Source organism: Bacillus sp. TH22, assembly GCF_016651015.1.
GTDB lineage: Bacteria > Bacillota > Bacilli > Bacillales > Bacillaceae_G > Bacillus_A > Bacillus_A mycoides.
This window is the reverse complement of sequence record NZ_JAEKER010000002.1, coordinates 106,288-132,777: the sequence shown is the minus strand read 5'-3', so window position 1 is coordinate 132,777 and position 26,490 is coordinate 106,288. Positions and strand designations below refer to the sequence as shown.

Genomic DNA, 26,490 nt, shown 5'->3' with positions numbered 1-26,490 from the left:
TTACGCTTTTTGTGTGCCTAAGTTTGCAAGCACGTCTAAAATTTCTTTATAGAATTCTTCACGGGTACCACCACGATGAATTTCTTTATATAACTCACCATCTTGAATGAATAAAATACGCTGACAGTAACTTGCACTATATGGATCATGCGTAACCATCATAATGGATACACCTTGTTCTTTATTTAAGTTTGTTATCGCATCCAGTAAACTTGCTGCATTTTTAGAATCAAGCGCTCCTGTTGGCTCGTCCCCTAAAATAATTGCTGGCTCATGCACTAACGCACGTGCTGCTGCTGAACGCTGCTTTTGTCCACCAGATACTTCAGATGGATACTTTTGAAGGATTGCTGAGATTCCTAACATATCAGCTACCTTTTCTACTTTCTGTCCAATATTTCGTGATGGGACACCTTGAAGTGAAAGTGGAAGTGCAATATTTTCGTAAATAGATAAATTCTCTAATAAGTTAAAGTCTTGGAAAATGAATCCTAATTTTTGCGAACGGAAATCAGAAAGCTCACCTTGCTTCATTTTCGTAATATCCGTTCCTGCAACTTCCACAACGCCGCCTGTCGCTTTATCTAACGTTGAAATTACATTTAATAATGTTGTTTTACCAGAACCAGATGGCCCCATAATACCGACAAACTCCCCCTCTTGAATTGAGAATGATACACCTTTTAACGCGTACGATTGATTCTCACCTTTTTTACCGTACAATTTTTGAATGTTTTTTACATCTACAACTGGTTTTATCATATATATCCTCCTATGTTTATTTTTTCATTTCTTTAAAATAAGCTGCTATTCATATTTGCTACTAACAAAATAGTCATGTTGCATCTACCTTTTCCATAAGGCTGTCACGATGTATCCAATTGAAAGCTGTAAAGAAAATTTTATTTTTAATTTCTCCACTCACCTCATTGCTTTGAATACATACATGATAAACTATGAAAATTAGGAAACACCCTGTAAAATCCTTAAGAATTCTTAAGTTTTATAAAAAAAAGCTTATGGAACCTGTAATTCCATAAGCCAATCTATTTGATTGGATGTTCAACAATAAAGGATATCCAACCTTCTTTATATTCTGCATGTATATTACCATGATGAAGTTCAACAATTCTTTTTGAGATAGCAAGTCCCAGTCCATTTCCTTGATCATTTTTTCTTGCCTTATCACCCCTGAAAAATCTTTCAAACAATTTATTAGGGTCGCTAACAGGCGGCTTCTCGACTTTATTTGATACTTTCAAAATTGCTTTGTTACCTATTAATTCAAGACATACGGATAATTCGGAAGGTTTCATGCTGTACTTTATCGCATTCATAAACAGATTTTCATATACACGTACCATTTTTTCTACATCCATGAAAATAGGTATTGTTTCTTCTGTTATTGATTTTTGAACGATTAAACTTTCTTTTTCAAATATAGGAATGTATTCTCCAACTATTTGCTCCAACAAACCTGATAAATCAACTTCATTAAAGTTTAACTTAGCATCTATGCCTGATAAACGAGTATATTCAAACAGCTCATCAATTAAATATTTCAGTCTCTGTGACTTTGAATAAGTGGTTTCAAGGTATTCCTGTAATTGTGTTTTACTGTTGTATTGCCCTCTTTTTAATAAATCTATATAGCCAATAATAGATGTTAACGGTGTGCGTAAGTCATGAGATACATTGGTTATAAGTTCATTTTTTGTACGTTCTAATCGTCTTTCCTGTTCAAATGTATTTTCCAATTCCTTGGACATATAGTTGATATTTTGAGCAAGTTGGGTCAATTCGTCCTTCCCCTTAATCCCAATTGTCAAACCCAGTTTTCCATTTGCAATATCATTTACATTATCCGAAATGAGCTTCAAATATACTATTTTCTTTCGAACCAATATCAAAAAAATTATTATAAAGTTAAAGATTGCGAACGCGAATAAGAACAACAATACCAAATTGAATTCAAACATACCAAATTCTTCGCGTTTTACAAAAAATGGATCTATGACGTATGCCAAAATGAGGATTGTTAAACCAAATGAAATAAAAAAACTAACTGCAACAGCACCAAGAAGTTTTATAATGATCTTATTTCTAAAACTAACATTCTTCATATTTTATATCCAATTCCCCAAACAGTTTTAATATAAATAGGATGTTTAGAATCCTCTTCAATTTTGTCTCTTATTTTTGTAATATGCACCATGACGGTATTATCCGATTTATAAAAAGCATCTTTCCAAACTGCTTCATATATTTTTGCTACACTCAGGACAATCCCTTTGTTACGGGCAAGTAGTTCGAGTATATCAAACTCTTTTGGAGTTAGACTCGTTTCCTTTCCCCTTACCCATACTTGACGTATATCTGTATTCACGGCTAAATCACCAATTTCTAGGATACTTTTATTATGATCTATTGACGTATTGTATTTTTTAAACCTTCTTAATTGGGATTTTACCCTAGCGATTAATTCCAATGGGTTAAACGGTTTTGATAAATAATCGTCGGCACCAGAGGCTAGACCCTGAATTTTGTCTATATCCTCTGATTTTGCAGATAGCATAATGATAGGCATATTGCGGTCTTCCCTAATCTTCATGCAAGCTTCAATACCATCCATATCCGGCATCATAATATCCAAAATAATAAGATCAAACTCCTTTTCTTCTAACAGTTGTAAAGCTTCCATAGCATCTTCTGTCTTTTGATTTTTCAGTCCTTCATTTTCCAAATATACAGAGATAAGATTTCTAATCTCTTTATCATCATCAACAATAAGAATTTTTGAATCCATATTATTCCTCAACATTTTTTCTCGTATTGAACAACTAAAGACATAAGCAGGGGAAACATTTCTATCTTACTTTCTTCAAATTAATTCCTTCAATTATTTTTTTCCAATAAACCTTGAATTTGGAAGGGCTGCAACAACTGATTTCTAGTTCATTATATACATAAAATTAAAAAGGTTAACTATTTTCATACTTAACCCCTCACAGGTTTGAATTCATAATCATATACTAGCATCCAAATCTTAAGAAAAAGGGGAAAAAGTTCTTAAGAATTCTTAAGCTTTCTACAGCACTTTGTCATAAGAATATGTGGTGAAAGGGAAATTAAGTTGTCTTAGTTTAAAAAAGGTAGAAAGGATAATGAATTGACTGGATAAATGGGAATGTTTAAAGCAACAAATAAAAGAAAAGTATAAAAAGCATAATGTAGATAGGCCCTTTGTTCTTGCGATAGATGGTTTAAGTGGTGCTGGGAAAACGACACTAGTACATCAACTAAAAAATATCTTAGATAATATAATACTTATCCATATAGATGATCATATTGTTGAGAAAGCTAAGAGGTATAATACAGGGCACGATGAATGGTTTGAATATTATCAGTTACAATGGGATACTAATTATCTAAACTAGTCATACGTTTTTTTATTTCTTTAAAGACTATTTAACCATTAAGGTACCAGGCTAATTATTCCTGAGGATTAGGTGTAATAGATGCCGGAGCTGGTCCGCAAGTTACTGCAAAACCAAATAGTACCACTGGGTTTACGGATGTATGGTGACCCCTACTTGCTTGTTTTTTTATATAGGTCTATCAAAATACACATATCTCATTATTCTAATAAAATCTATTTTATTGATAAAATTTCACATCAATACCAAATTAATGGGAATAGGTGTAAGATTAATTTGTAAGTAAATTTTATTAAGGAGTGATAATTGTGAAACGAGTAATTGGTGTACTTTCCACAGGTTTATTAGCAGGTGCAATGTTATTTGGTACTTCAAGCCCTCAGGCGTATGCGGAGTCCCCATCAAAGCCATACCAGGTAGTAACACCTGGAATTAATGGTGAACAAGCGACTATTGGTTTTGACGAAAAGTCAGATTTTGAAAATTTTTTAACTGCACATCCAGTTCCTAAAAACTTCAAGATTCAACCTTTAGCTCAAATTTATTCTACTTTTTATTACGATAACGATTTGAAAGGTTCAAGTTTTACTGTAAATGCAAGTAGAAACCCAGTTATTATTGCAAACTTTGGTGGTTCAAACAATGATAATGTTTCCTCTGTACTTACACATTCTTTTGGAGATTATACAACTATCTATGAACATAATAACGCCCAAGGACATGCACTTGCTATTGTAAATAACGGCGGATATATTAATTTGACTAGTTTTAGTTTGGGGGATGGGGCTAGAACTTGGAATGATGAGGCTTCTTCAGCAATTGTGAAATCTAATTGAAATTTGTGAATCATACATTATAAAAAAGCCAGCATAAAGCTAGCTTTTTTATAATGTATGATGTGGGGTTATGTTAACCAGGGGTACGGAAACGATTCAGGCCATTATTATGGGGAAGGAAACGTTGCGTACCGAACTTGCTACTGAAATGGGTATACAGAGGCTAGATTCTCTGCTTGAAATGGGACGTAAAAGCATCGAGGACGTGAGAGGTTACCTACATCAAATGGATTCTCCGTGTCAATCGCCTTCCTTGATTCAATCTCTACAAAATCTTGGAGCCGAATTTAAGGAGCACGCTCAGGTAAATGTAAGTTTTAGGATGTTCGGAGAGGAATATCAACTATCTCGGCAAGCGAAGATCGCATTCATTCGTTGCTTACAAGAGTCCCTAACGAATGCAGTACGTCATGGTCAGGGGACTGAAATTATAGTTTCATTGCAGTTTGAACAACAATATACGAGGTTAGAAGTTCAAGATAACGGAAAAGGAAATGTAGAATGGCAGGAAGGCTTCGGTATGAATGCGATGAAAGAACGGGCCGTGAATTTGCAAGGTCAATTGTCTGTATGTACAAAGCCAGAGGAAGGAATGCTTGTTACATGTACCATACCGCGACAAACTGAAATAAAAGATGGACTTATTCGTTTGTTAATTGTAGATGATCAGCCATTTGTTCGGGAAAGTTTGAGGACACTACTCGATAGATATGAAGATTTAAGTGTAGTCGGTTTGGCTGAGGATGGCAATCAAGCCATCGATTTGTGTGGGCGCCTTCAACCCCATGTTATACTTATGGATTTAGATATGCAGCACATGGATGGAGTCGAAGCAACCAAAAAGATTAAGCAACAATGGCCACATATCCGCGTATTGATTTTTACAACTTTTCAAGATACCGAACAGGCGTTGGAATCGCTTCGCAACGGTGCGGATGGTTTTTTACTCAAATCTATTGAAACATTGGAGCTAGCTAATACGATTCGACTTATTCACAAAGGTGGGACACTGATTGATCAGGGAATGTCTCACAAAATATTTGAGAAGTTTGATGAGTAAATCGAGACACCACAATCAAAAGAAAATGCTTATGAGCTAACAGCTAGAGAGATAGAAATATTGCAGTTAGTAGCAAAAGGACTTCGATACAATACGATAGCTTCAAGGCTATATTTATCGAATGGTACGGTCAGGAACTATGCTTCAACAGCTTACACAAAGTTAGGAGTGCGTAACAAGGAAGAAGCTGTCCACAAGGCTCTAGAAATTGGAATTATTGAATAAAGTAAGCTCATTCTTTCATTTTTAAAAGACTTAAATTCTATAACATACGCTTTAAAACCTTTAATACCTAGAACAAGGACTATAATTATAGAAATTATACTATATCGTATTTATGTTTTTATAAAATAAAAAATAGGTGAATTGTAATCCCTGTTTGGGTATATATCCACCTATTTTTTTAATTTAATTAGCATGACCTAGTATTTGTATGATTTTATCAGCTTTGGAGTTTTGAATATGATAGTACATCTCTAACCCTTTTCTTTCAGCTTTCAGTGCTTTCCCTTTCATTTTGGATAAATGTTGCGATACTGTTGATTGTGGAATTTCCAAAATATTAGTTAATTGTGTTACATTTAATTTCTTGCTCTTTACCAATTCACTAACAATTTGTAGACGTATTGGATGAGCCATAACTTTTAATAGTTCAACGTTTTCTTCAGAAACTAAACCTTTTACACTATCATTATTAAATTTGTTCATAATACTACCTCGCATTCAATTTATATTTTATTCGAATTTTTAATGTATATTCCTAATATTATTATATTAAAATTCTTTGTGCGTTTAACTATAAATTAATTATATAATTTCAACTTGTGCTATGTGCGGAGTTAATATGTGTTTGTCGTGAAGTTTTTTGGATGTGTTTAGTAATTAAAAAAGCTACAAAGAAATTTTATCTCTTTGTAGCTTTGAATTAATGAATTATGCAGTATAAAAATACTAGTGCCATCAATATACCCATTTTTAAAGTAAAGATAAGTGAATCCGATTTTATGATTTTAAAAATGAATGTGTCTGTTATACCCCTATAACACTGACTCATCAGATCATGCTCTGACATTATTATTATACTAGTGTATATAATTGAAATCAAAATTATAGTAATAGGTAGATTTCCCCTACTTCCCTTCACTTTTAATACCTTTAATATCATAAAAATAATATCTAAAAATATATAGTTTTACCGTTTTAATTATTATATACTTATACAAGTAATATAGCCCTTTTTAAGAGTTAAAATTACGTTATATATAAGGAGTGGTTTGAATGAAGAACAAATTAACGCGAATAATCATGTTGATGGCGGTAATGACTTTATCAATTACAGTATTAGCAGCATGTGGAGATAATCGTGACCCAAAAGAAGTTGCTACAGCATATTTTGAAGATGCAAAAGACGGAAATGCAAAAGATTTTGGAGAGTTATTCACTCCAGAAGCAAAGAAAATAGTTGGTTTTATTGGCGGAAATGCAGAACTAATGAAATCAGTTACTGAAGATCTTAAAAGCTATAAGATTAGAAAAGTTGAAGAGAAAAACGAAATCGCTACAGTAACTGTTGATGCTGTGTATAAAAAAGATTCTAAAAACGATTATAAAAAAGTAATCGTAATTGGATTAGAGAAAACCGACGAAGGTTGGAGAATTAGTAAATCATAGAAAAAACGGTCTAGAATTCTAGGCCGTTTTTTATTTTCCTCAATCTTCGTCTTCGAATTCACGTAGATTATCAAGTAACTCTGTGAATGTAGAGCAAACAGGATATATTGTTTCCTCTACTACCTCTTCCTCATGATCCCAAAATACAATTGTTGGTGAATCAGTGCTGTTTCGATAATCGAAGCATAGAAGATTGCCAAATGGATCTCTAGCAAAAGGATATATTTTGTCAGGTAATCTATCTTTCGTATTATTATATGTTTCTAGAATGGAATATTAAATGTATCTGGCGTTGGATATCCACCATCATATTTTTGTACACACTCAATAAAATCATTAGGAAATTTAATATTAAAGTATTGTTCTAATTGTTTTATTTGGCCAACTGTTACTCTTTTTTCACTTACATTAATCCATGTAATGTGATTCATGACTAAGTACCTCCCTATTTATCGTTATCTTTACCCCAAATTTTATATCCACCTGTATGACCAGTATCATGATGAGTCTGATAATCTACAAGTTGCATCCTTCCAGTGTCTTGATGATGATGCCATGTATAATGCTCTGGAGTTTTTCCTATTTTAAATAATTGAATTTCTTCATCCATAAATTTTAAAGCCAATTCAGTCTTTTCATAATCTATTAGTTTAGAATTTTGAAAAGATTTTAGTTTACTATAATCTAAATATGTATACTATATTTCTTGTTTTTTCATAATTTATTATAGTTTGATATGCTGTTTTTTATTATGTAAATTTCAAATAAAGCTTGTATGCTTTTTGATGTATTCCGTGATATATGTCTGCCCGAACTCTCTAGCATTCTCATAGGCCTACCAAGTTCCAAATGAAGTCTTTGTATTTATAATCCTGGGATCCTTACCTCTCATTTCTTTCTTTACACTTTTTTCAACTTAAATAAAACGCTCTTAAAATTATCCGTTATCTTTCCCTCTATTTTCTATATTATATATATAAACCCTTTTTTGTAATTACAATGAATTTTTTTTGGAACGGACCCAAAAAAACGACCTCTCAAATTCATCTGTAAACAACATTGTCATCTTAGGTAATGCATTTATACCTGATAGTTAAAAAGTCTCTTGAAAATAAAAACAGACCCCTTATAACGTTTTTGTGTTTTTAGGGGTCTATTCTCACTAGAATTTCTATTCTTCTATGTCTTCTTTTACTTCTGCAGATAAAATGTCTTCAGCAAACTTCTTGTAGCCATTATATCCTTTCTTTGCAGCCTTTTTCTTTATTGCTTCTACTACCTTTTCATCAAGGTATAGACTTAAATGCTGCTTTTTTTCTTTCGACTCCTCTTTTGATCTATTTTCAATTCTTTCTTTGAAAATTTCCAGATCGTTTTTTAAGTACAATCGTTCAGTAGATTTCCCTTTAGCAATCTCTTTAAAGGGCAATATCCCATCTTTAGCTGCATTATGAACGTAAGTCTTAGATTTATTTAGAAATTCAGCCGCTTCTTTTAATGTTAAAGAGTCTTTGTATAATTCCTCTAACCTTTTTACATCTTCTTGCTCAAAACGATATCCACCATCTGCTTTCCAGGTATCCAGATTGATAGGTTCGATGTGTTTATACTTAATTAAATAGCCTAATTGATTTTTTGTTAAACCTACCCTATCGCATACCTCTTCTAAAGATAAATAGTCCATTTCTCACCTCATCCGAAACTTTCATTCTAGCTGTTGTTTAAATTTTCTTAGTTGATACTTTGTTAAACCTGTTTCTTTTACTACATCTGTGATTGAGTACTCCTTATACTGCAGATACTTAAATGGATTTTCCATATAACGTTCTCGTACCTTATTAAATGTACTCTTTTTCGATAAAGAATTCAATTTCTCTCCTTTCTCTCGGATGGAATCGAAAATGGGACAACCTTTGCAATGTTTGTAGTTTCTTTGTTTTGCCTGTTCTTGCTCATCTGTACAATTCACTGATAGGTTGTTCAGAGGGCAAATTGAACAATGGGTATCTTCTAAATTATAGATTTCATGTAAAATTTTCCGACGAAGATTAGTCAAAAAAATCTCCTCCTACCGCACCTGGATTGAAATGTACAAAAAAATAAATTAAACATTTCCATTATATATCATATAAACAGAAACGTTAAATATTAAGATAAAAGTATATATTTAAACATTTCATTTTATACCACAATAAATAATGCATTTATTGTGGTATAATTAGAATCATAAAAATTTATATAAAAATTATTTGTTTAAATATTTCATTCTACTAAAGGTTGTGTTTAAATTTGAATATTATAAATTACGAACATAGTAACCAACTTGTAAAATCAAAATCAGATTTTTTTGATAGCAGTCATTTTGAAAAAATTATGGGTATGGGCATCAGGAATATTGACTATTCTAAATTAAGTGAAGAATCATTGGTTTATTTATTTCTACACGATGAACCTTCTTTAACGAAAAAAAGAAGTGAACGAACAAAAAAAATTTATCTGCATGACCTGTCTCATTTTCTTCACTACATAAAAGAAACAATCGGAACCATTCACGATTTATCCCATAATGAGATGGAAATCTACTTCTATCAACTAAGTAAGAAGTATGCTGCCACTACATTACGTCGAAAGAAAACGGTAGTCCAGCAGTTTCTAAAATACGTTTATGATAACACTGGTCTCTCAGATGACTATAGTAGTCGTCTCAAAAAAGTATCTGTAAAAAAAGAAGAGCTGGTCAATCGTGACCTCTTTCCTGAAGAAGTAAATGAAATACTAGATGCACTGAAGAAAACAAATTTCTTTATGTATACATTGTTTTTCCTTCTTACGACTACTGGACTCCGGATTGAGGAAGTTGCAAACGCAAAATGGGCAGATCTTGTATTCCATTCCTCATTAAATGCTTATCTCTTGCGTGTAGTTGGGAAAGGAAATAAAGCCAGGGAAGTTCGTATTTTTGAAGATGTACTCGACGATATCTGTCGCCTTCGTCAATTGCGTAAACAAACAAGTGAATTGGACGCCTCTAGTACATCTGCTTTTCTACCTAAAGCCGATGGCTCTTACTATAGGGCCGACTACTTATCAAAATATGTAGCAGAAAAGATTGAAGAAACAAACTTACCATTTTTACGTTACCGAAAGGATAGAATTACCCCCCATACCTGCAGACATTTCTTTGCGAATCATTTGATGGGAAAAGGTGTCGAACTTAAGAAAATACGTGACTATTTAGGACACGAATCTATTATGACGACGGAACGCTATTTAAGGGAACGTACAAGACGTCAAAACTTGGCCACAATAGATATAGGAAATTCATTGTTTTAGTAAACATATATAATAGGAAGATTCTCGATTTGATGTATCGATTTCTTCCTATTTTTTCGCGTATAGAATTATAAATGGCTTTCTATTATCACAACATCAAGACTAACTATTACAAATAAAAATAATTTATGACTTATTATAAGTCATAAGGATGCAATTTAACTTTTCTGTTTTACACTAACGTTATAAATCAGAAAGGAAATGTGATGATATGTCTCAACTAAGTAAGCGACTTGCTGAGTTGAGAAAAACAGGGATATACTCAATTCGATGTAGCATATCGCCTGAATATCGCACGTACCACATATGCCAATTGGGAAGATGGAAAAACTGACCCAGACCCAGACGCAGATTCAATCATGAGTATTGCAGACTTATACAATGTATCCATTGATGAATTGTTTGGACGAAGCGCACCTCTAGAAAGTAAATTAGAATCAATTAAAGTAGCAGCGTCAGATCTATCCCATCAAAAACAACAGGAAGTTTTTGATGTTCTTATTGATTATACTAATTTCATTAAAAAACATTTCACTAAATGGATTTAAGTTTTTCATATAGCACCTTTTATATGACTTGTGAACTTTTATTGTATTTTATTTTAAATTTATATATATCGAAAATATGATTTATTATGTTAGAATGATTGTGATATGAAAGATTGCTGATATATTTGTTATTGTGAAAGTAATGTTAGTAAAGTTATGGTGTTTCAAGTTGAAGAAAAAAGACATCTTATCGTTAAAGATGTCTTTTTTCTTTTTGTGGATGAATATATATAATTAGGTTAAATAAAATTTTTAATGTAATTAGCTATGTCACTAGAAAACAATGCCATAAATGTAACGATTATATACATAGGTAATAAAGATTTTGCTTTTTTTTCTCTCATCTGCTTCTTCTTTATGAAGAGTGATATTGTAAAGAGATGTAAATATAGTTCCGATAAAGACAAATACCAGGATTATTTTCTGAAGTAAGAAAGATTGTTCTTCAGCCATTTTTATGAGAGTTCCAACGTCAGCTTTTAATATGGTTTAGTGCTAAGTAAAATGATCTTATTTCACTAAGTGTTGCTGAATCTCCTTAATTAAAAGTTCAGCCCCTTCAGGACTAAGAGCAATTTGTTCATTACCTAATGAAATATTCTTTTCTGAAATATCACCAGTTATTATACAAGCATCATATGACTTGTATTTTTGTAATATTATCATCTCACCGTCAACAAATATTTCTATAGGATCTTTTTCTGCAATTCCTAATGTTCTTCTTAACTCTTTCGGAAGAACAATACGCCCTAATTCATCTATTTTACGTGTAACACCTGTTGATTTCATGTTATACCACCCTTTTATTTGTTTTTCTAAATCATTCAATTCTTTTAATAAATTTTCATGTTAGCTATAAATCACATATGGACAGATGGACTAAATGATGTATGTTTGTTATCATTTGCGTTTAATACTACAATTTTATCTACAAGATTAATAGCTTTATCCAACGAAATATTTTTTTCATAACATTTATAGCCTAGTTCCAAAGTTAAAACCGTAGCCTCACTTAACAGATATTGTTTTTGAATTTCATCAATTTCTTTCCCTGTTTTACGAATGTTTATATACTGTTCTATCGATATATTTTTATATTCCTCTCACTACAATTTATATATCTAAATTGCTATTATCATCTTTTATTTCGTTTTCTCTTTCTTTAGCTTCTAACATAAATTTAGCGTAAATCATTATCTTTTCTAGTTCATCTTTCTTCGCATTATAATCTGTGATATAACGTTCTTTTCTTCCTGGACTCATATATTTATTTTTTTCATTTCGTTTATTGTTTCTATATTTAAGATTTTTTCTTTTCCTTTTAGCTCATGTATGAGTTTTAAATTTATAGCTATACCGATGCTCCATAGGGTTAAACCGATAATGAAAGAAAGTAATAGATATACTGAGAGAGAATTATTAATGAACATGAAATAGAGAAAATAAATAATTGAGATTACCCACAAAAATGGATTGTAGTATTTTTGTATATTTTTATATTTTTGTATTTTTATTTCGTGTTGCTTTTTTCTCATTTCAAGAGTCTCTAACATGTATAATCTCCTTTTAAATAGTTTACAAAGGTCCATTTGCTAAATGCTCGTTTTTCATACGTTACCTTACTATGCTAGTACGCCACAATTTCGCCTAACAACGTATTAAATTTAATTATGGCCTAATCACTTTAACAATAGCAAACACCAGAAATAATCAAATAAACTTAAAACTATTACATGCAACGAGACCCCTGTATACTGACTAAATATTTCAGTGAATTTGTTATAAGTGACTTCGAATTTATTCTTAAAAATAAGTAAAATTACAGAACTAATTAAACATATAATTGCGCCGGTTAATCTTATGATGTCGGGAGTATAAAGTCAGGTTAGTTTTTAACCATAAGACAATACTCATCACTATGACAGTTGTAGAAAAGATGAAGATAGACATGATAAGAGATAAAATTCCGATAGTCACAGCATCTTCATTTTAAAGTAATAGTTCTTATACATCAATATCAAAAACTTTATATATAAATTTATAGAAATCAATTAAGGTTATTATATAACTATGAATAAGTTAAAGGGTGTTCAATATGACTAAAAAGAAACAGTTTGAACTACCTCCACATTCACTTCGTTTAGAAGTGGGGGATTCCTTACGGTTAGAAGCCTTATCGCTTCATTCTTTAAATTAATACTTGCGTTAATATCCCTATCATGATGTGTACGATAAGAAGGGCAGTCCTATTTACGTAGATTCAGATTTTTAACATTTATATAAAATAAAATTTGCTTAATTGTAAATAAAGCCTATGTATATGTGAAAGAAGAGCCGTCCTGTCGGGCGGCTCTTCTCATTTTAATATTTAATTTTGCTATTCAAATAGTTTATCCATTAAATCTTGGACTTCACGTCTTTTTTTATCTGTTTCGTTCTTATCGATTGTATACTTATCATCCTCAATAATAAGAACGTCACCTTCTTTTGCAGTAGAAGGGAGTTTAGATTTAGGTACATCAATTGTGGAGTTATTAATTTCAATAACTGCTAGTTCTCCTTCAAAACGGTCAATAATACCTCTTTTCATAATTATCTCTCCGTTCTTACAGAAACATTCGAACCATCGCTGTTAACAACTACTGTTCCATTTAAATCAGTTCTATAGACCTTAACAGACATTGCAGATAACTTAGCTAAAGTTTCTTGTGTTGGATGTCCATATCGGTTACCTGCACCGGCACTGATTACAGCAATGCTTGGCTTAACTGCATCTAAAAATGGTTGAGAAGAAGAAGTCTTACTTCCATGATGACCAGGTTTTAATACATCAGATTTTAGGTTAGAACCATGCGCTGCAACCATATCTTTTTCACTTTTTGTCTCAGCGTCGCCAGTAAATAAGAATGATTTGCTACCATGCGTTACTTTTAACACAGCACTCCATTCGTTTAAGTCGTCACCATATTCTTTAACAGGAGCAAAGAATTGTGAGTCTAAACCATTGATTGGTAAAGTTACACCAGTTTTTGCTTCTTTAATTGTTAATCCTTTGTTAGCTACTGCAGTTAAAAAGTCTTTATACGTTTGTGTCGTATGACTTACTTTAGGAGCGTAAACATTTTTTACATTCATAGAATAAAGGACCTCATCTAATCCGCCTACATGATCGGCATCAGGATGAGTAGCAATCATATAATCAATTGTGTTGAATCCCAATCCTTTTAGATAATTCGCCACTACTTTACCTTTTCCATTGTTACCTGCGTCAATGAGGATTGTTTCTCCACTTGGTGACTTAATAAATGTAGCATCACCTTGTCCCACATCAATATAATGAACCTCTAAGTTACCCTGAGGCTTAGGAAGAGAAGGACGGAAACTTGGTTCTAATACACGAGCCAAGAATGCAGCGAATTGTTCACGAGTTACTTTTACGTCTGGACCAAATGTACCGTCAGGTAATCCAGCAGTAATATTGTTTTGAGCTAGCGTTTTGATGTATTGGTAACCCCAATGAGTAGATGGAACATCAGGGAAATTGACGTCCGCACCTGTAGGCTTCAAATCAAAAGTTTTAACAAGAACTACTGCCATTTCTGCACGAGATAATGAGCGGTCAGGGAAGTAGTTTTTCTCACGTTGTACAATGTTATTATGTGCTAACTTATGTACAGAATCATAGTAATAGATACCTTTGGTTACATCAGAAAAGATATGATTATAGCTAGATGGTTTTTCTAATTTTAACGATAAATCTAGCATTAATGCCATTTGTCCGCGAGTTACATTGTCACTTGGCTTAAAATGTCCTTCTGGAGTACCATTAATAATGCCTTTTTCTGATAAATAGTTAATCTCTTTAATTGCCCAATGGCCAGCTTGGACATCCGGGAAAGATTTAGCACTTGCAAGATTAGGGATGAACAATGATAAAACCATTACAAATGCTGTTAGTAACAAGCTTAACTTCTTCAAGAATATCGCCTCACTTTATATGTTTTTTAACCTACTTAACTTTAGCATTTCTTACCAATATTTCAAAGTTTAATAGGATAATATAGAGGGTTCTGGTGCAAAAACTTCAAAATATCTAAAAAAAGTCTTTCAGACTTGGACATTCTGATACTATTACTCTAAAAAAGGATGTGATTGGTATGGAAAAGAAAAATCTATTCAAGTGGAAACATTATCAACCGGATGTTATATTATTAACCGTGAGATGGTACCTACAGTACAACCTCAGTTTTCGTGATTTAGTCGAAATGATGGAAGAACGCGGGCTATCCCTGACTCATACAACTATCATGCGATGGGTTCATCAATATGGTCCCGAATTAGATAAGCGAGTACGACTTCATCTTAAGTCAACCAATGATTCTTGGCGAGTCGATGAGACGTATGTGAAAGTCAAAGGTCAATGGATGTACCTATATCGTGCTGTTGATTCAAAAGGATATACAACTGATTTTCATCTAAGCAAAACAAGAGATCATAGGGCTGCAAAGCGTTTTTTCAAGAAAGCTTTGCAGTCTTTTCATGTTTCAAAGCCCCGTGTGATTACAGTGGAAAAAACCCCGGCCTATCCTATAGCGACTGAAGAGTTGAAGACAGAGAAAAAGATGCCTGTGGGCATCCAAATAAGGCAGGTGAAATACCTTAATAACATTGTAGAGCAAGATCATCGTTTTATTAAAAAGAGAGTTCGTTCAATGCTAGGATTGAAATCTTTTCGTACAGCTAAATCTATTCTTTCAGGAATAGAAGCGATGCATATCATTAAAAAAGGCCAACTTATTTTACGGGACAAGTCTGTCCAAAATGAAGTGAAGTTTATTCATCAACTATTCGGAATGGCTGCATAAGAATAGATTCCATTAGGAATCTATATACCTCTTTCAAATAAATACAATCTTTGCACCAGAACCAAATATAGAATAGCTTCACACAAAAAAACTAGAGAAAAGTTCTCTAGTTTTTTTCTACTACTGTGTAAGTAGTAGGACAAGTTAATATATACGTTACCAAGATTTTACATATTTTGCAATGCTTTTTTAAAAAGAAAAATAGAGGCAGTAAACTCAATAAATAACAGAACGATTAACATTAACTTAGTTAGTAGATAATACACCTACTTCATTTTTAATTATGTTAAACTCACGGCCAACCTTCTCGAAAATATTTAGTATTTCATCAATTTGCTCATCCGTGTGCGTAGCCATAAATGATGTGCGAAGTAATTCGCTTCCTTCCGGTACTGCTGGAGAAATAACTGGATTTGTAAATAAACCGTTTTGCATTAAGCCCTGCCAAAATGAAAATGCTTTTGTAGTATCACCTATAATGATCGGTATAATTGGTGTTTCTGTTTCACCTATGTTGAAACCTAATCTTGTTAATTCACCACACACTTTTTGGGTAGTTTGAGACAATCTATCGCGTCTTTCTGGCTCACTTTCTATGATATCCAATGCTTTTATTGTGGCAGCTACACTTGAAGGAGTCATACTCGCGCTAAAAATCATGCTTCTTCCCTGGTGCTGAATGTAATCAATAACATCGGCATCACCAGCAACAAATCCTCCTAAACTACCAAATGATTTACTAAACGTACCAGTAATCAGGTCAATATCAGGCTCGACATCAAAATGCTCACATGTACCACGGCCATTTTTTCCAAGAACCCCAATTCCATGTGCATCATCAACTAACACTCGTGCACCATATTTCTTTTTCAATTCTACTATTTCCTTGAGTTTTGCTAAATCGCCTTCCATACTGAAAACACCGTCAACGATAATTAGTTTCCCTACGTTTTCCGGGCAACTTTTAAGTTGTTTTTCAAGGTCTTCCATATCATTATGGCGGAAACGTTTCATTTTTCCGTATCCTAGACGTATACCATCTACAATAGAAGCGTGAACTGTTCGGTCAATAATTGCGATATCATGTCGTCCTAAGAGAGGGGAAATCGCACCTAAATTTGTCTGAAATCCTGTTGAAAATACCAATGCTCTATCTTTATGTAAAAATCTTGCTAACCGTTCCTCTAGTTCTTCATGAATAGATAAAGTTCCGTTTAAAAACCTTGAACCAGATGAAGAAGTTCCAAACTTTGCGGCTGCTTCCGCAGAAGCTTCTATTAAACGTACATCGTTAGATAGACCTAAATAATCATTAGAACCGACCATCAACATTTTATTGGAATCCACAACTATCTCTGTTCCGAATTTATTTTGTATCTTTTTGAAATAAGGATACATATTATTTTCTCGTAATCCCTTAACAAAATCCCAATCATAACACTTTTTAAATATGTCCATTGTTTTCCTCCAAATATCCCTGATATCATTTATTTTATAATTGCTAATTCCAATTTCCTTAAGCACAATAAAAACTAAGTTATAAGGCTATTATTCTATAAATAATTTTTATGTTCGGTCTTTTTTGTTTCGCCCTTCAAAAATCTTAATGCAATGCTGTAACATACCAAAATAGCACTTAGAATATAAAGAGCTGTTGATACATTAAACATATCTGCAAAAAAGCCACCGAATATTGGACCAATCATCATTCCGACAGAGTACGCAACATTGAAAACGGCAAATGCAGTAGCATATGCTCCCCCTCCTAAGCGATCAACAGAATTCGCTAGTTCTGGAAGTGTAGGTGTCAAAACCAAACCAGCCGCTGCCCCTAAAAAGAACAATATAACTCCTTCTAATACCAATGAATTTGGAATCGTTACTAAAGGTAAGAATGCAGCCAGAATGATTAAACCAATCATCATAATAGAAAAAGTCCCACTTTTATCTGATAACCAACCGGCAATTGGACTTGCCAATCCATATGCAAGAGTTGTAATCCCGAACAGAAAACCTATATGTACAGTATTTGCGCCTAGATGTTCCATAAGATAAATAGGCAATGTTGGTTCTAGAATGCTTATTGCGGATGACCCAAGTAAAACAACTCCAAAGATTTTTAACACTTCAAAGTCCTTAAATATTTTCAGGATGTCTATACTACTTGCTTCTTTATCTTTCGGTGGATCTTCTAATAAAAACATCCTTGCTAAACCATCTAATAACGCAATACCGGCTGCAAGTAGAAAAGGTAGTTGATATCCTCCCCATTCATATAACAATCCACCAACAGGCGCCCCTAAAAGTGTTCCAGCTGACATGAAAGTAATAACGGTCCCTAAAGCCTTACCTCTTTTATTTGCTGGGTATAGGTCGGTAATAAGGGCTAAGCCAGCGGTCCATGTGGCAGCGGCGGCAATCCCCTGTAATAGCCTTGCTAGAATTAATATGTACATATTACTTGCGAAAGCGAACATTAAAGTGCTTGCTATTAGTACTACCATTCCCCAAAGCATTGAGCCACGTCTTCCGAACTTGTCAGATACTACACCTAAAATCGGGGTAAAAACTATAAAAGTAAAAGCATAGCAACTTATTAAAATCCCAACAGTAGTCTGAGAAGCTCCAAATTTCGTAACATATAAAGGGACGATAGGAACCACTAAACTATATAGCAACATATCGATAAATACAGCCATAGAAATTACAAGTAATCCAGTTAGCGGATTTTTTTTCAGACTTTGAAATCTTGTCACTCAGTATTATCCTCCTTTCCGTTTAGATTCCGGAAATGATTGACGATTTTAACTCGTCTGAAAATTATGATATGACAATATGGTACCTTCTGTCAAATACTTCTAATTATTTTATCTAAAAATTAGGATATGACTCTATGTCATTTTGTGCTAAATAATTCTGATTAATTGCCACTTTCTATTAACATCTTAGTAAATTTTGCAACCTTATCCTGAGAAACTCCGCTTAATTTTATTTATATAATTTGTATATCATGTACATAAAATATAACTTGACGAAATTTTTTCTCAGTGATAGCATGAATTCTGGGTTTGTAAATTCCGTTTTTTTACAAATGACATCTCATTAGGTCACTCTAGTATTGTTGGTAGGTAGCCGTTTTAATTACTAATTAACTATTTACGGAGGGAAATTCATGTTAAACAAAGTCAAATTAGCAGCACGAGTAGCATGGTTTAAAGTTTCGAATCAATATGCAGATAGCTCCAAAGATTACGATAAAGCTAGTGATGATTATGATTCTTTCTTTTCTAGTACAATGGGAATACATTCACTAGGTTTACTAAACAAAATGAATATACAACCTGGACAACACGTATTAGAACTAGCTTGTGGAACTGGTTTTATTACTGCGGAGGTAGCCAATCGTCTAAATGGTGAAGGTACAATTTCAACTGTCGATCAATCTGCTGGTATGCTAGACGTTGCACGGAAAAAAATATCTAAATATTCTGGATTGAAATTCACTATGCACCAAGGAGATATGGTGGAATTTTTAAAACAAATCCCTAGCTCAAGCATTGATACGGTGGTGTGCGGTTGGGCTATTTGCTATACAAATCCAGCTATTTTTCTCAAAGAGGTCCATCGTGTTCTAAAATCTAATGGCCAAGTTGGAATAATAGAAACAAGATGTGATTCAGAAGAAATTCTTATGAAAGCATTTGAACGGGTTCTTAGTAATGACCCTACATATTTAAAACGTTACATCAGTATTAACTTGCCACCGAATTCTCTTACCCTACAAAAATGGTTTAATAAAGGGAATTTAAATACAATTGATCGCTGGGAAGGGGAACAAATCCTGCCTTGTAAAGATGCAGAAGATGCGATGGAATGGGTTTTTCGTTCTGGTGCCGCAGCTGGCTTCTTAGATGTACTCGATAGAGATAGAGAAGAAGAAATATTACATAAAATTAAAGAACAAATAAATCTACTTATTCAACAGGGCAATGAATTTAAATTAAGCCATACATTTGTTGCTGGGGTGGCATCTAAAGGTAGTAGTATATGAAAGGCGGAAGACGAGTAAATGGGCAATGAGAAGCTCCATTATATAAACAACTTAAAAGCATTTCTTGCTGTTTTAGTTGTCTTATTTCATACGAGTAGTGCCTACGGGGGAGCTGGAGGATGGTATTATATAGAACCGTCGGATGATACCATTTCCACATCTGTCCTTACTCTAATAAACGCTCTATGCCAAAGCTTTTTTATGGGCCTTTTCTTTTTTATCGCAGCATATTTTTCACCTAGGTCTTTTGACGACAAAGGCTTTTTCAATTTTTTGAGAGATAGAGTTCCTAAACTACTTATCCCTGCTTTTGTTTATTTCTTTGTTTTAAACCCCTTGAGTATCAACCTTGTAAAGAAACAAAGTTATCTCTCGTCATTAGGCTTTTATAATTTATGGTTTGTTATGGCGTTATTCTACTTTACTGTAATGTATGCCATTATAAGAAAAACTACGGCAATAAAAATACCACAGATTAGTTTCCCAAGCATAAAGAAAATATTCGTCTTTATTATATTTATGGGTATCTGTAACTTTGTTGTTCGATTACTGTTTCCAACTGATCGACTATACATACATGACTTCACACTTGGATATTTTCCTCAGTACATCGTATTATTTATAATCGGAATCATTGCATACAGAAATAATTGGCTGAATCAAATAAACGAAAGAGCTGCTTCCATCTATTTTAGAATTTCAATAGTTTCTTTCTTAACAATGCCTATTGTATTCTTTTTAGATGGGGATCGCATAAATTACTTTTTCGGCGGAGTTACTATGGAATCGCTATATTATTCTTTTTGGGAAGCATTTACTTTTGTAGGCATAATTTTAAAACTATTAGTTCTGTTCAAGAAGAAATTAAACTACACGACTCCCCTTCTTAGTAAAATTAGCCGTTCTAGTTATTCTATATATATAATTCAGGGCCCTATTATTGTTGGTTTGCAACTTATGTTTAGTTCATTTGAATTGAATGTTATTTTAAAAACAATATTAGTAACAATATTAACCTTTGTTTTATCACTAGGAATAAGCATGTTATTGCTTCGGATTCCTAGAATAAACAAAATAATATAATTCACATCCTAGATAAGGCACACTTTATACTAAATTTGTATAGGAGGAACGAATGAAATATTTAAAACCGTTTTTCTTCGTAACTGATATTGGGTTTATTATTTATTGGCTAGTTACTATTTTCCACCTTATACCGGAGAGTTGGGCGTTTAAGGATTATGATAATCCAATCATCGTGGCATGGAATTGGTCGTTTTTCCCTCTGGATATATTAATCTCTATTACCGGCCTTACCAGCATATACCTATATAACAAAAAACGTTCTTCTTGGAGTTCCCTTGCTTTAATATCGTTGATTTTAACATTTTGTTCTGGTTTACAAGCCATTGCATTTTGGGCTTATAACAATGATTTTGATATTACTTGGTGGGTATTTAACGGATATTTACTTATCTATCCATTGTTCTTCATTAAAACCGTTGTTGCCCCAAAAGATGATGATAATTTTGGTCGCAAAATATAGCATCTAAAATTCACTTAAAAGAAGGAGGCGCAGCTTAACATTATATAAGGGTATAGGAATAGAGGATAATTGGCCTATTAAAGAGGCTGGTTATCCTCTTTTCATATACATACTAATCTTAAAATTTAAGAGTTGATTCATAAGGATTCTGGTGCAAAAATAAAATATAGGAGAATAAAGCACATATATTCCTAACGGAATCGTATCTTATGCTGCAAGTCCAAACAATTGATGGATGAATTCTTTCTGATTTTGGACAGACTGGTCCCGTAAATCAAGCTGCTCTTTTTTAATCATATGCATGGCTTCTACTCCAGAAAGAATGGATGTAGCTGTGTCAAAACATTTGAACCCTAGCATAGAACAAGATCATCGCTTCTTTATAAAGCGATGATCTTGTTCTACTATGTTATTCAAGTACTTTTGTTGTCTAAGTTGCATACCATCAGGTATGCTTTTTTCTTTTTTTAACTGTTCAACTGCTATAGGATAAGCCGGGTTCTTATCGACTGTTATAACACGTGGCTTTGAAACATGAAAAGACCGCAAAGCTTTCTTGAAAAAGCGCTTTGCAGCCTTTTGGTCTCTTGTTTTGTTTAGGAAAAAATCAATTGTGTTTTCTTTCGAATCAACAGCACGATACAGATACATCCATTGACCTTTTACTTTGATATATGTTTCATCGACTCTCCAAGAGTCATTTGTTTGTTTGAGGTGACGGCGGATTCGTTTGTCCAATTCAGGACCATACTGATGAAACCAACGCATAATCGTTGTATGAGAAATGGATAAACCCCGTTCTTCTAGCATTTCCACCAAATCACGCACCCTTTTTAAAGTAATAGTAACAGTATGTCCAAGATTTATAGATTCCTTGCAATTGTCCTTAAGTTTTTGCACCAGAACCGGAGTGCGAAACAAGGAAGAAGCTGTCCACAAGGCTCTAGAAATTGGAATTATTGAATAAAAAAATGTTTTTTTGTTTCTTTACAGCAAGGGAAAATGTAGTTACAAGATACAATAAAGGATAAACTTACGAATTTAATTGAGTATCATTTTTGATAGATAATTTTTTAAAAATAGGGTTACTACATATTGAATGTAGTAACCCTATTGTTTTCTATATTAGAAATTAAACATCTTTATTATTGCTATATGGAAGACAGTTCCAGGTCTTTTCATCTGATAATTATTTATTTCTAATTCGAAATAAATATCTCTTAATTTCTCCACCTGCAGAACTATTTTCACGTGAGGATTTCTCTAAGCCCAATGCCACCTAATTCAATAGCTGTCTCTAAACTTATCTACTCAATTCGTATATCATATTAGTATTATATCCCCCTTTCTATCTAAGATGTAAAAAGATATGAAACTGGATACTTTTCAGACAAGAAAATGGGTACTAAATAAACTGTCTCCGTTGATAATTCAGCATTTCACACTATAAAGTAAGCTCATTCTTTCATTTTTAAAAGACTTAAATTCTATAACATACGCTTTAAAACCTTTAATACCTAGAACAAGGACTATAATTATAGACATTATACTATATCGTATTTATGTTTTTATAAAATAAAAAATAGGTGAATTGTACTCCCTGTTTGGGTATACATCCACCTATTTTTTTAATTTAATTAGCATGGCCTAGTATTTGTATGATTTTATCAGCTTTGGAGTTTTGAATATGATAGTACATCTCTAACCCTTTTCTTTCAGCTTTCAGCGCTTTCCCTTTCATTTTGGATAAATGTTGCGATACTGTTGATTGTGGAATATCCAAAATATTAGTTAATTGTGTTACATTTAATTTCTTGCTCTTAGCCAATTCACTAACAATTTGTAGACGTATTGGATGAGCCATAACTTTTAATAGTTCAACGTTTTCTTCAGAAACTAAACCTTGTACATTATCATTATTAAATTTGTTCATAATACAACCTCGCATTCAATTTATATTTTATTCGAATTTTTTAATGTATATTCCTAATATTATTATATTAAAATTCTTTGTTCGTTTAAATATAAGTTAATTATATAATTTCAACTTGTGCTATGTGCGAAGTTAATATGTGTTTGTCGTGAAATTTTTTAGATGTGTTTAGTAATTAAAAAAGCTACAAAGAAATTTTATTTCTTTGTAGCTTTGAATTAATGAATTATGCAGTATAAAAATACTAGTGCCATCAATATACCCATTTACACTTTAGATAAACTAGCTTAGGATATCAAAGGTATTTATTCCCTGAATAAAATTCATATAGAGTTTAATCTTTGGGAACCGTATTATAATTTATAAGGATTATTTTTTGTTGAATTTTTTAATTCGTTTTCAAGGGAAAGCTTAAGGTTTTTTCTTGTCAATGGATATGATCTTATGAAAAGTTAACAAAGATAACAATGTAATTTTCGCCAATTTCCTTTACACAACGTTGAAAGAATTTATATCAAGACGCGTGTATTTCTTCCTGCACCTTGTTTGAACCAGCACATTAGACGGAGGGGAAGGTTCCATTGTACTGGCTCAAACAAAGAGCCGAAGCTCCTTGCTCTCGTTTTGGTCATTAATAAGAATCGTGAGTAATTACTAATGAGCGAGATCACGTATACAACGTTGTACCAGAAACGCGATGTTCATTCAATCAAGAACAACCAACCCATTTCCATTTTCAAGAACCGACATAACAGAGTAATAGACTTATATTCATTATCAACCCAGAGGACGCATTCCGAGCTGAATAGTAAATATAAATCATTTCGGGAAGCTCTTATTCCCTCTAACCTCAGCATCACCGAGTAACGTTATTATAATGGGAACGCTATCCCCAAAACGTATTCTTTTTCCAAAGAACTGTTTATAGGAATAGCTTATAATTTTCATGTTTTTATTTAGTCCCCCAAAAAATTCGCGTTTTGTTCGCCATTTTTAAATGATTCCAAGCGCTGTAGCAATCAATTTAACGGTACTCTGCTTCTTCTCATAGAAGTATGTTTTCTTGAGTAGTAGATCGTGATAAACATCTGAATCCTTCACTCTCTCATTTGTCAGGAACTTCCGCTCAACAATATTACGCTCATCTTCATCTAATAAATTGTTAAGAGCCTTTTCAACCTGCTGCACCTTCCATTTACTCGTATTCCTTGAATCACGTAGTTCCGGAAACAAGCTGATTCCTTCCTGTTCCACTTCATTACTGAATCGCATCTTGAGTGCTCTGTATTCCTTTAATACGCTCACTACTTCCTTCTGTACTTTTTTATCATCGATAACTGGTAATAAAGTTAATTGTCTCTCCACGAAGGAATCGCCCTGTTTCTGTATTTTATTTTCTTATATTCACATCAGGTACGTGAAATTTTAATATCTCTTTATTGAATAAGAGAACCATGCATAGCGAGCAGCCCCCACCATCCAGCCTCTATGGTTCCATTATCCATTAAGCCTTTAATAATTTTCGTTTCTTGTTAGCCATCTTCTCTTTCACTGCTTCAATGTTATTCATTACTTTCTTATGGTCCTGATCAAATTGAATCATGCCATCAATCATAACTGGAGTTACTACTTCATCAATGTATTGTAAATAATCAACTGGTGCTCGTTCTGTCTGATCTACTAAATACCCGTAAATATCAAAGTCCGCTCTTGGTATAGACTTCTTACCTTTTGGCTGTTGCGACATCCTTACATAAGATTGAATGACTGATAGCGGTACTGCGAATACTGACTTGTCCTTGCTAAACCCAATAAGGAAGAAACAAATCGCTCCCATCTTCTCTGCTTTCTCCAGATAATCCAATTGATGCTGCGCAATGTTCTTTAAATCAAATCGTGTAGCATTCTCTGTAGACTTCGCTTCAAATGCAATAGCCCGTCCCTTATACACGCCATCATAGTCTACTGTACTCTTAGCTTCATAGAATCCATTTAGTACACGGCCACCTTTACTCTTTAACACCTTCACAGGAGTCGGACGCTTGTTTATAAGTGCCACTCCCCCTCTTTGATACATTTCATTCGCCAGATTGATAAGCATTTCAAATGCCATTCCGCGGTTTCCTAGTCCCATTGTTATTCCTCGCTTTCTATTTAAAGGATTATTTTGTTTAAATTTTGCTTAATTCTCACCAATAATTATCTAAAAATTAAAAAATCGTTATATAATGAATTTAATTTGAAATTAGGAGTGGTTAAAATTCCAGATACAATAAGACTCGTTCTTTTCATCCTTATAGCAATTAGTGCTGTTTTCTCTTTAATAAAAGAGTTTAAAAAACCTGAGAAAAAAGCACTTTGGATTACAATTGAATTTTTAGTTCTTTTCTGGGCGATATGGGTAATAGTGAATATCATAATCTAATTTATAGATTATGAGTTCCTCCCTGAATAAAACTTAATATTTCGTCAATAATATAGATAGGCGATGGCCATAACTCATTTAATGAAGTCCCTAACTTTTCTCCTTTCCCCCTTTTGGAGAACCAGCCGAGCAGTTAGTTTTTGCTAGCTGCTCTTTTATTTATGAAAAAAGATAAAATCCTTTATAATGATTCTTCTTTATTTCTCAATATAAGGAGCCTTGGATTTTCGTTAATAATCTTGTAGTGTATGAACAAAGAGTAAGGTAAGAGTTACTCTTTGCCATTTTAGGAAAGGTCCTGTTGGAGACAACGGGGCCTTTTTTCATATAGAAATAGTTTTGTTTAATTTTTCACCATTAACCACAAAAACATCTTATAATCGTTATATGCTAAATTAACCAATGGATTAGGAGTAGATCAAATGCCAGTTACACTAGAACTTATTCTTTTCATTCTTATAGCAATTAGTGCTGTTGGCTATTTAATAAAAGAATTTCAAAAAACTAGGAAAAGAACACTTGGAATTTCAATAGAATTTTTGGTTCTTTTCTGGTCAATATGGAGAATATCGGCTATCATAATCTAATTTGTAAAATATAATCTCCCTTGATTAAAATTCAATATTCCGTCAATACTGTAGACACATGGTTATCCTTTCTCTGTTTTCCTTATATGAGCAGTTAGCTTTTGTTAGCTGCTCTTATTTTCTGTAATTGGTTACATTTATCTGATTTTTTTAACGTAATATTACGTTAAAATATAAAAGAATAAAATATATTGAGCT

The 26,490-nt window shown here is 33.0% G+C and carries 22 protein-coding genes and 7 pseudogenes; 10 read left to right on the top strand and 19 right to left on the bottom strand.

Annotation, left to right across the window (positions count from 1 at the left end; genetic code table 11):
• The 3 genes from JFU18_RS28335 to JFU18_RS28325 form a co-directional block, all read right to left on the bottom strand.
• Positions 1-762 carry an ABC transporter ATP-binding protein gene (locus JFU18_RS28335; RefSeq protein ID WP_201034999.1) on the bottom strand — a complete coding sequence of 254 codons (762 nt, stop codon included), beginning with the start codon at positions 760-762 and terminating at the stop codon, positions 1-3.
• Between the two features lie 284 nt (positions 763-1,046).
• Entirely contained in the window at positions 1,047-2,123 is a 1,077-nt protein-coding gene (locus tag JFU18_RS28330) for a sensor histidine kinase (RefSeq protein ID WP_201035000.1), read from the bottom strand.
• Positions 2,120-2,806, bottom strand: coding sequence for a response regulator transcription factor (locus JFU18_RS28325; RefSeq protein WP_201035001.1), 687 nt, complete (start codon positions 2,804-2,806; stop codon positions 2,120-2,122). Before JFU18_RS28325 ends, JFU18_RS28330 begins: the two co-directional genes overlap by 4 nt.
• 397 nt (positions 2,807-3,203) lie before the next feature.
• Here JFU18_RS28325 and JFU18_RS30590 point away from each other — a divergent pair.
• From JFU18_RS30590 to JFU18_RS28315, 3 genes and pseudogenes are all read left to right on the top strand, one after another.
• Positions 3,204-3,431: pseudogene (locus JFU18_RS30590) on the top strand (nucleoside/nucleotide kinase family protein); the annotation flags it as partial.
• A gap of 314 nt (positions 3,432-3,745) precedes the next feature.
• A complete protein-coding gene (locus JFU18_RS28320) occupies positions 3,746-4,273 on the top strand; it encodes a hypothetical protein (RefSeq protein WP_201033357.1) in 528 nt (175 codons plus the stop codon).
• A 100-nt stretch (positions 4,274-4,373) separates the two neighbouring features.
• Positions 4,374-5,558 (top strand): annotated as a pseudogene (locus JFU18_RS28315) (response regulator); the annotation flags it as partial.
• 183 nt (positions 5,559-5,741) lie between these two features.
• Here the strand turns inward: JFU18_RS28315 and JFU18_RS28310 are convergent.
• Complete coding sequence (locus tag JFU18_RS28310) at positions 5,742-6,041, bottom strand: ArsR/SmtB family transcription factor (protein ID WP_201035002.1); 300 nt, start codon at positions 6,039-6,041, stop codon at positions 5,742-5,744.
• 570 nt (positions 6,042-6,611) lie between these two features.
• Here JFU18_RS28310 and JFU18_RS28305 point away from each other — a divergent pair.
• Positions 6,612-7,004: a nuclear transport factor 2 family protein gene (locus tag JFU18_RS28305; protein WP_201035003.1), complete on the top strand. Its 393-nt coding sequence runs from the start codon at positions 6,612-6,614 to the stop codon at positions 7,002-7,004.
• Positions 7,005-7,043: 39 nt separating this feature from the next.
• Here the strand turns inward: JFU18_RS28305 and JFU18_RS28300 are convergent.
• The 4 genes and pseudogenes from JFU18_RS28300 to JFU18_RS28285 all read right to left on the bottom strand — a co-directional run bounded on the left by JFU18_RS28300 (position 7,044) and on the right by JFU18_RS28285 (position 9,060).
• Positions 7,044-7,435 (bottom strand): annotated as a pseudogene (locus JFU18_RS28300) (SMI1/KNR4 family protein).
• Between the two features lie 14 nt (positions 7,436-7,449).
• Positions 7,450-7,689 (bottom strand): annotated as a pseudogene (locus tag JFU18_RS28295) (HNH endonuclease); the annotation flags it as partial.
• 486 nt (positions 7,690-8,175) lie between these two features.
• Positions 8,176-8,688, bottom strand: a complete 513-nt coding sequence (locus JFU18_RS28290; RefSeq protein ID WP_002187134.1) for a helix-turn-helix domain-containing protein — start codon at positions 8,686-8,688, stop codon at positions 8,176-8,178.
• A 21-nt stretch (positions 8,689-8,709) separates the two neighbouring features.
• Complete coding sequence (locus JFU18_RS28285; protein ID WP_033707514.1) at positions 8,710-9,060, bottom strand: zinc-finger domain-containing protein; 351 nt, start codon at positions 9,058-9,060, stop codon at positions 8,710-8,712.
• A 233-nt stretch (positions 9,061-9,293) separates the two neighbouring features.
• Here JFU18_RS28285 and JFU18_RS28280 point away from each other — a divergent pair, with 233 nt between their 5' ends.
• A complete protein-coding gene (locus JFU18_RS28280) occupies positions 9,294-10,337 on the top strand; it encodes a tyrosine-type recombinase/integrase (RefSeq protein ID WP_201033363.1) in 1,044 nt (347 codons plus the stop codon).
• Positions 10,338-10,548: 211 nt separating this feature from the next.
• Positions 10,549-10,885 (top strand): annotated as a pseudogene (locus JFU18_RS30430) (helix-turn-helix domain-containing protein).
• A gap of 510 nt (positions 10,886-11,395) precedes the next feature.
• On the opposite strand, the gene JFU18_RS28270 reads toward JFU18_RS30430, so the two are convergent.
• The 5 genes and pseudogenes from JFU18_RS28270 to JFU18_RS28255 form a co-directional block, all read right to left on the bottom strand.
• Positions 11,396-11,674 carry an AbrB/MazE/SpoVT family DNA-binding domain-containing protein gene (locus tag JFU18_RS28270; protein WP_201033364.1) on the bottom strand — a complete coding sequence of 93 codons (279 nt, stop codon included), beginning with the start codon at positions 11,672-11,674 and terminating at the stop codon, positions 11,396-11,398.
• A 71-nt stretch (positions 11,675-11,745) separates the two neighbouring features.
• Positions 11,746-11,973, bottom strand: coding sequence for a hypothetical protein (locus JFU18_RS30425; protein ID WP_002187128.1), 228 nt, complete (start codon positions 11,971-11,973; stop codon positions 11,746-11,748).
• A 25-nt stretch (positions 11,974-11,998) separates the two neighbouring features.
• Positions 11,999-12,438: pseudogene (locus tag JFU18_RS28265) on the bottom strand (hypothetical protein).
• A gap of 824 nt (positions 12,439-13,262) precedes the next feature.
• The gene (locus JFU18_RS28260; protein WP_088030770.1) at positions 13,263-13,475 is read right to left on the bottom strand and encodes a DUF3006 domain-containing protein; all 213 of its coding nucleotides are present in this window, start codon (positions 13,473-13,475) and stop codon (positions 13,263-13,265) included.
• A gap of 2 nt (positions 13,476-13,477) precedes the next feature.
• Positions 13,478-14,863, bottom strand: coding sequence for an S-layer homology domain-containing protein (locus tag JFU18_RS28255; RefSeq protein WP_201033365.1), 1,386 nt, complete (start codon positions 14,861-14,863; stop codon positions 13,478-13,480).
• Positions 14,864-15,042: 179 nt separating this feature from the next.
• On the opposite strand from JFU18_RS28255, the gene JFU18_RS28250 reads away from it, so the two are divergent.
• Positions 15,043-15,750, top strand: a complete 708-nt coding sequence (locus JFU18_RS28250; RefSeq protein ID WP_201035004.1) for an IS6 family transposase — start codon at positions 15,043-15,045, stop codon at positions 15,748-15,750.
• Between the two features lie 246 nt (positions 15,751-15,996).
• On the opposite strand, the gene JFU18_RS28245 is transcribed toward JFU18_RS28250, so the two are convergent.
• A complete protein-coding gene (locus JFU18_RS28245) occupies positions 15,997-17,208 on the bottom strand; it encodes an aminotransferase class I/II-fold pyridoxal phosphate-dependent enzyme (protein ID WP_201033367.1) in 1,212 nt (403 codons plus the stop codon).
• 95 nt (positions 17,209-17,303) lie between these two features.
• Positions 17,304-18,506, bottom strand: a complete 1,203-nt coding sequence (locus JFU18_RS28240) for an MFS transporter (RefSeq protein WP_201033368.1) — start codon at positions 18,504-18,506, stop codon at positions 17,304-17,306.
• 416 nt (positions 18,507-18,922) lie between these two features.
• Here JFU18_RS28240 and JFU18_RS28235 point away from each other — a divergent pair, with 416 nt between their 5' ends.
• Genes JFU18_RS28235 through JFU18_RS28225 form a run of 3 tightly spaced genes read left to right on the top strand, consistent with a single transcriptional unit; the run spans position 18,923 to position 21,347 of the window.
• The gene (locus tag JFU18_RS28235) at positions 18,923-19,801 is read left to right on the top strand and encodes a class I SAM-dependent methyltransferase (RefSeq protein WP_201033369.1); all 879 of its coding nucleotides are present in this window, start codon (positions 18,923-18,925) and stop codon (positions 19,799-19,801) included.
• Between the two features lie 18 nt (positions 19,802-19,819).
• Positions 19,820-20,884 (top strand): acyltransferase family protein, encoded by a 1,065-nt coding sequence (locus JFU18_RS28230; protein WP_201035005.1) that lies wholly within the window; start codon positions 19,820-19,822, stop codon positions 20,882-20,884.
• Positions 20,885-20,936: 52 nt separating this feature from the next.
• The gene (locus JFU18_RS28225; protein WP_201033371.1) at positions 20,937-21,347 is read left to right on the top strand and encodes a YvaD family protein; all 411 of its coding nucleotides are present in this window, start codon (positions 20,937-20,939) and stop codon (positions 21,345-21,347) included.
• A 207-nt stretch (positions 21,348-21,554) separates the two neighbouring features.
• Here JFU18_RS28225 and JFU18_RS28220 read toward each other — a convergent pair.
• The 4 genes and pseudogenes from JFU18_RS28220 to JFU18_RS28205 form a co-directional block, all read right to left on the bottom strand.
• Positions 21,555-22,172: pseudogene (locus JFU18_RS28220) on the bottom strand (IS6 family transposase); the annotation flags it as partial.
• 808 nt (positions 22,173-22,980) lie between these two features.
• Positions 22,981-23,280 carry an ArsR/SmtB family transcription factor gene (locus JFU18_RS28215; RefSeq protein ID WP_085313165.1) on the bottom strand — a complete coding sequence of 100 codons (300 nt, stop codon included), beginning with the start codon at positions 23,278-23,280 and terminating at the stop codon, positions 22,981-22,983.
• A gap of 993 nt (positions 23,281-24,273) precedes the next feature.
• A complete protein-coding gene (locus tag JFU18_RS28210; protein WP_201033372.1) occupies positions 24,274-24,645 on the bottom strand; it encodes an ArpU family phage packaging/lysis transcriptional regulator in 372 nt (123 codons plus the stop codon).
• A gap of 139 nt (positions 24,646-24,784) precedes the next feature.
• On the bottom strand, positions 24,785-25,414 hold the full coding sequence (locus JFU18_RS28205; RefSeq protein ID WP_201035006.1) for a Holliday junction resolvase RecU: 630 nt from the start codon (positions 25,412-25,414) through the stop codon (positions 24,785-24,787).
• Positions 25,415-26,490: the final 1,076 nt, after the last annotated feature.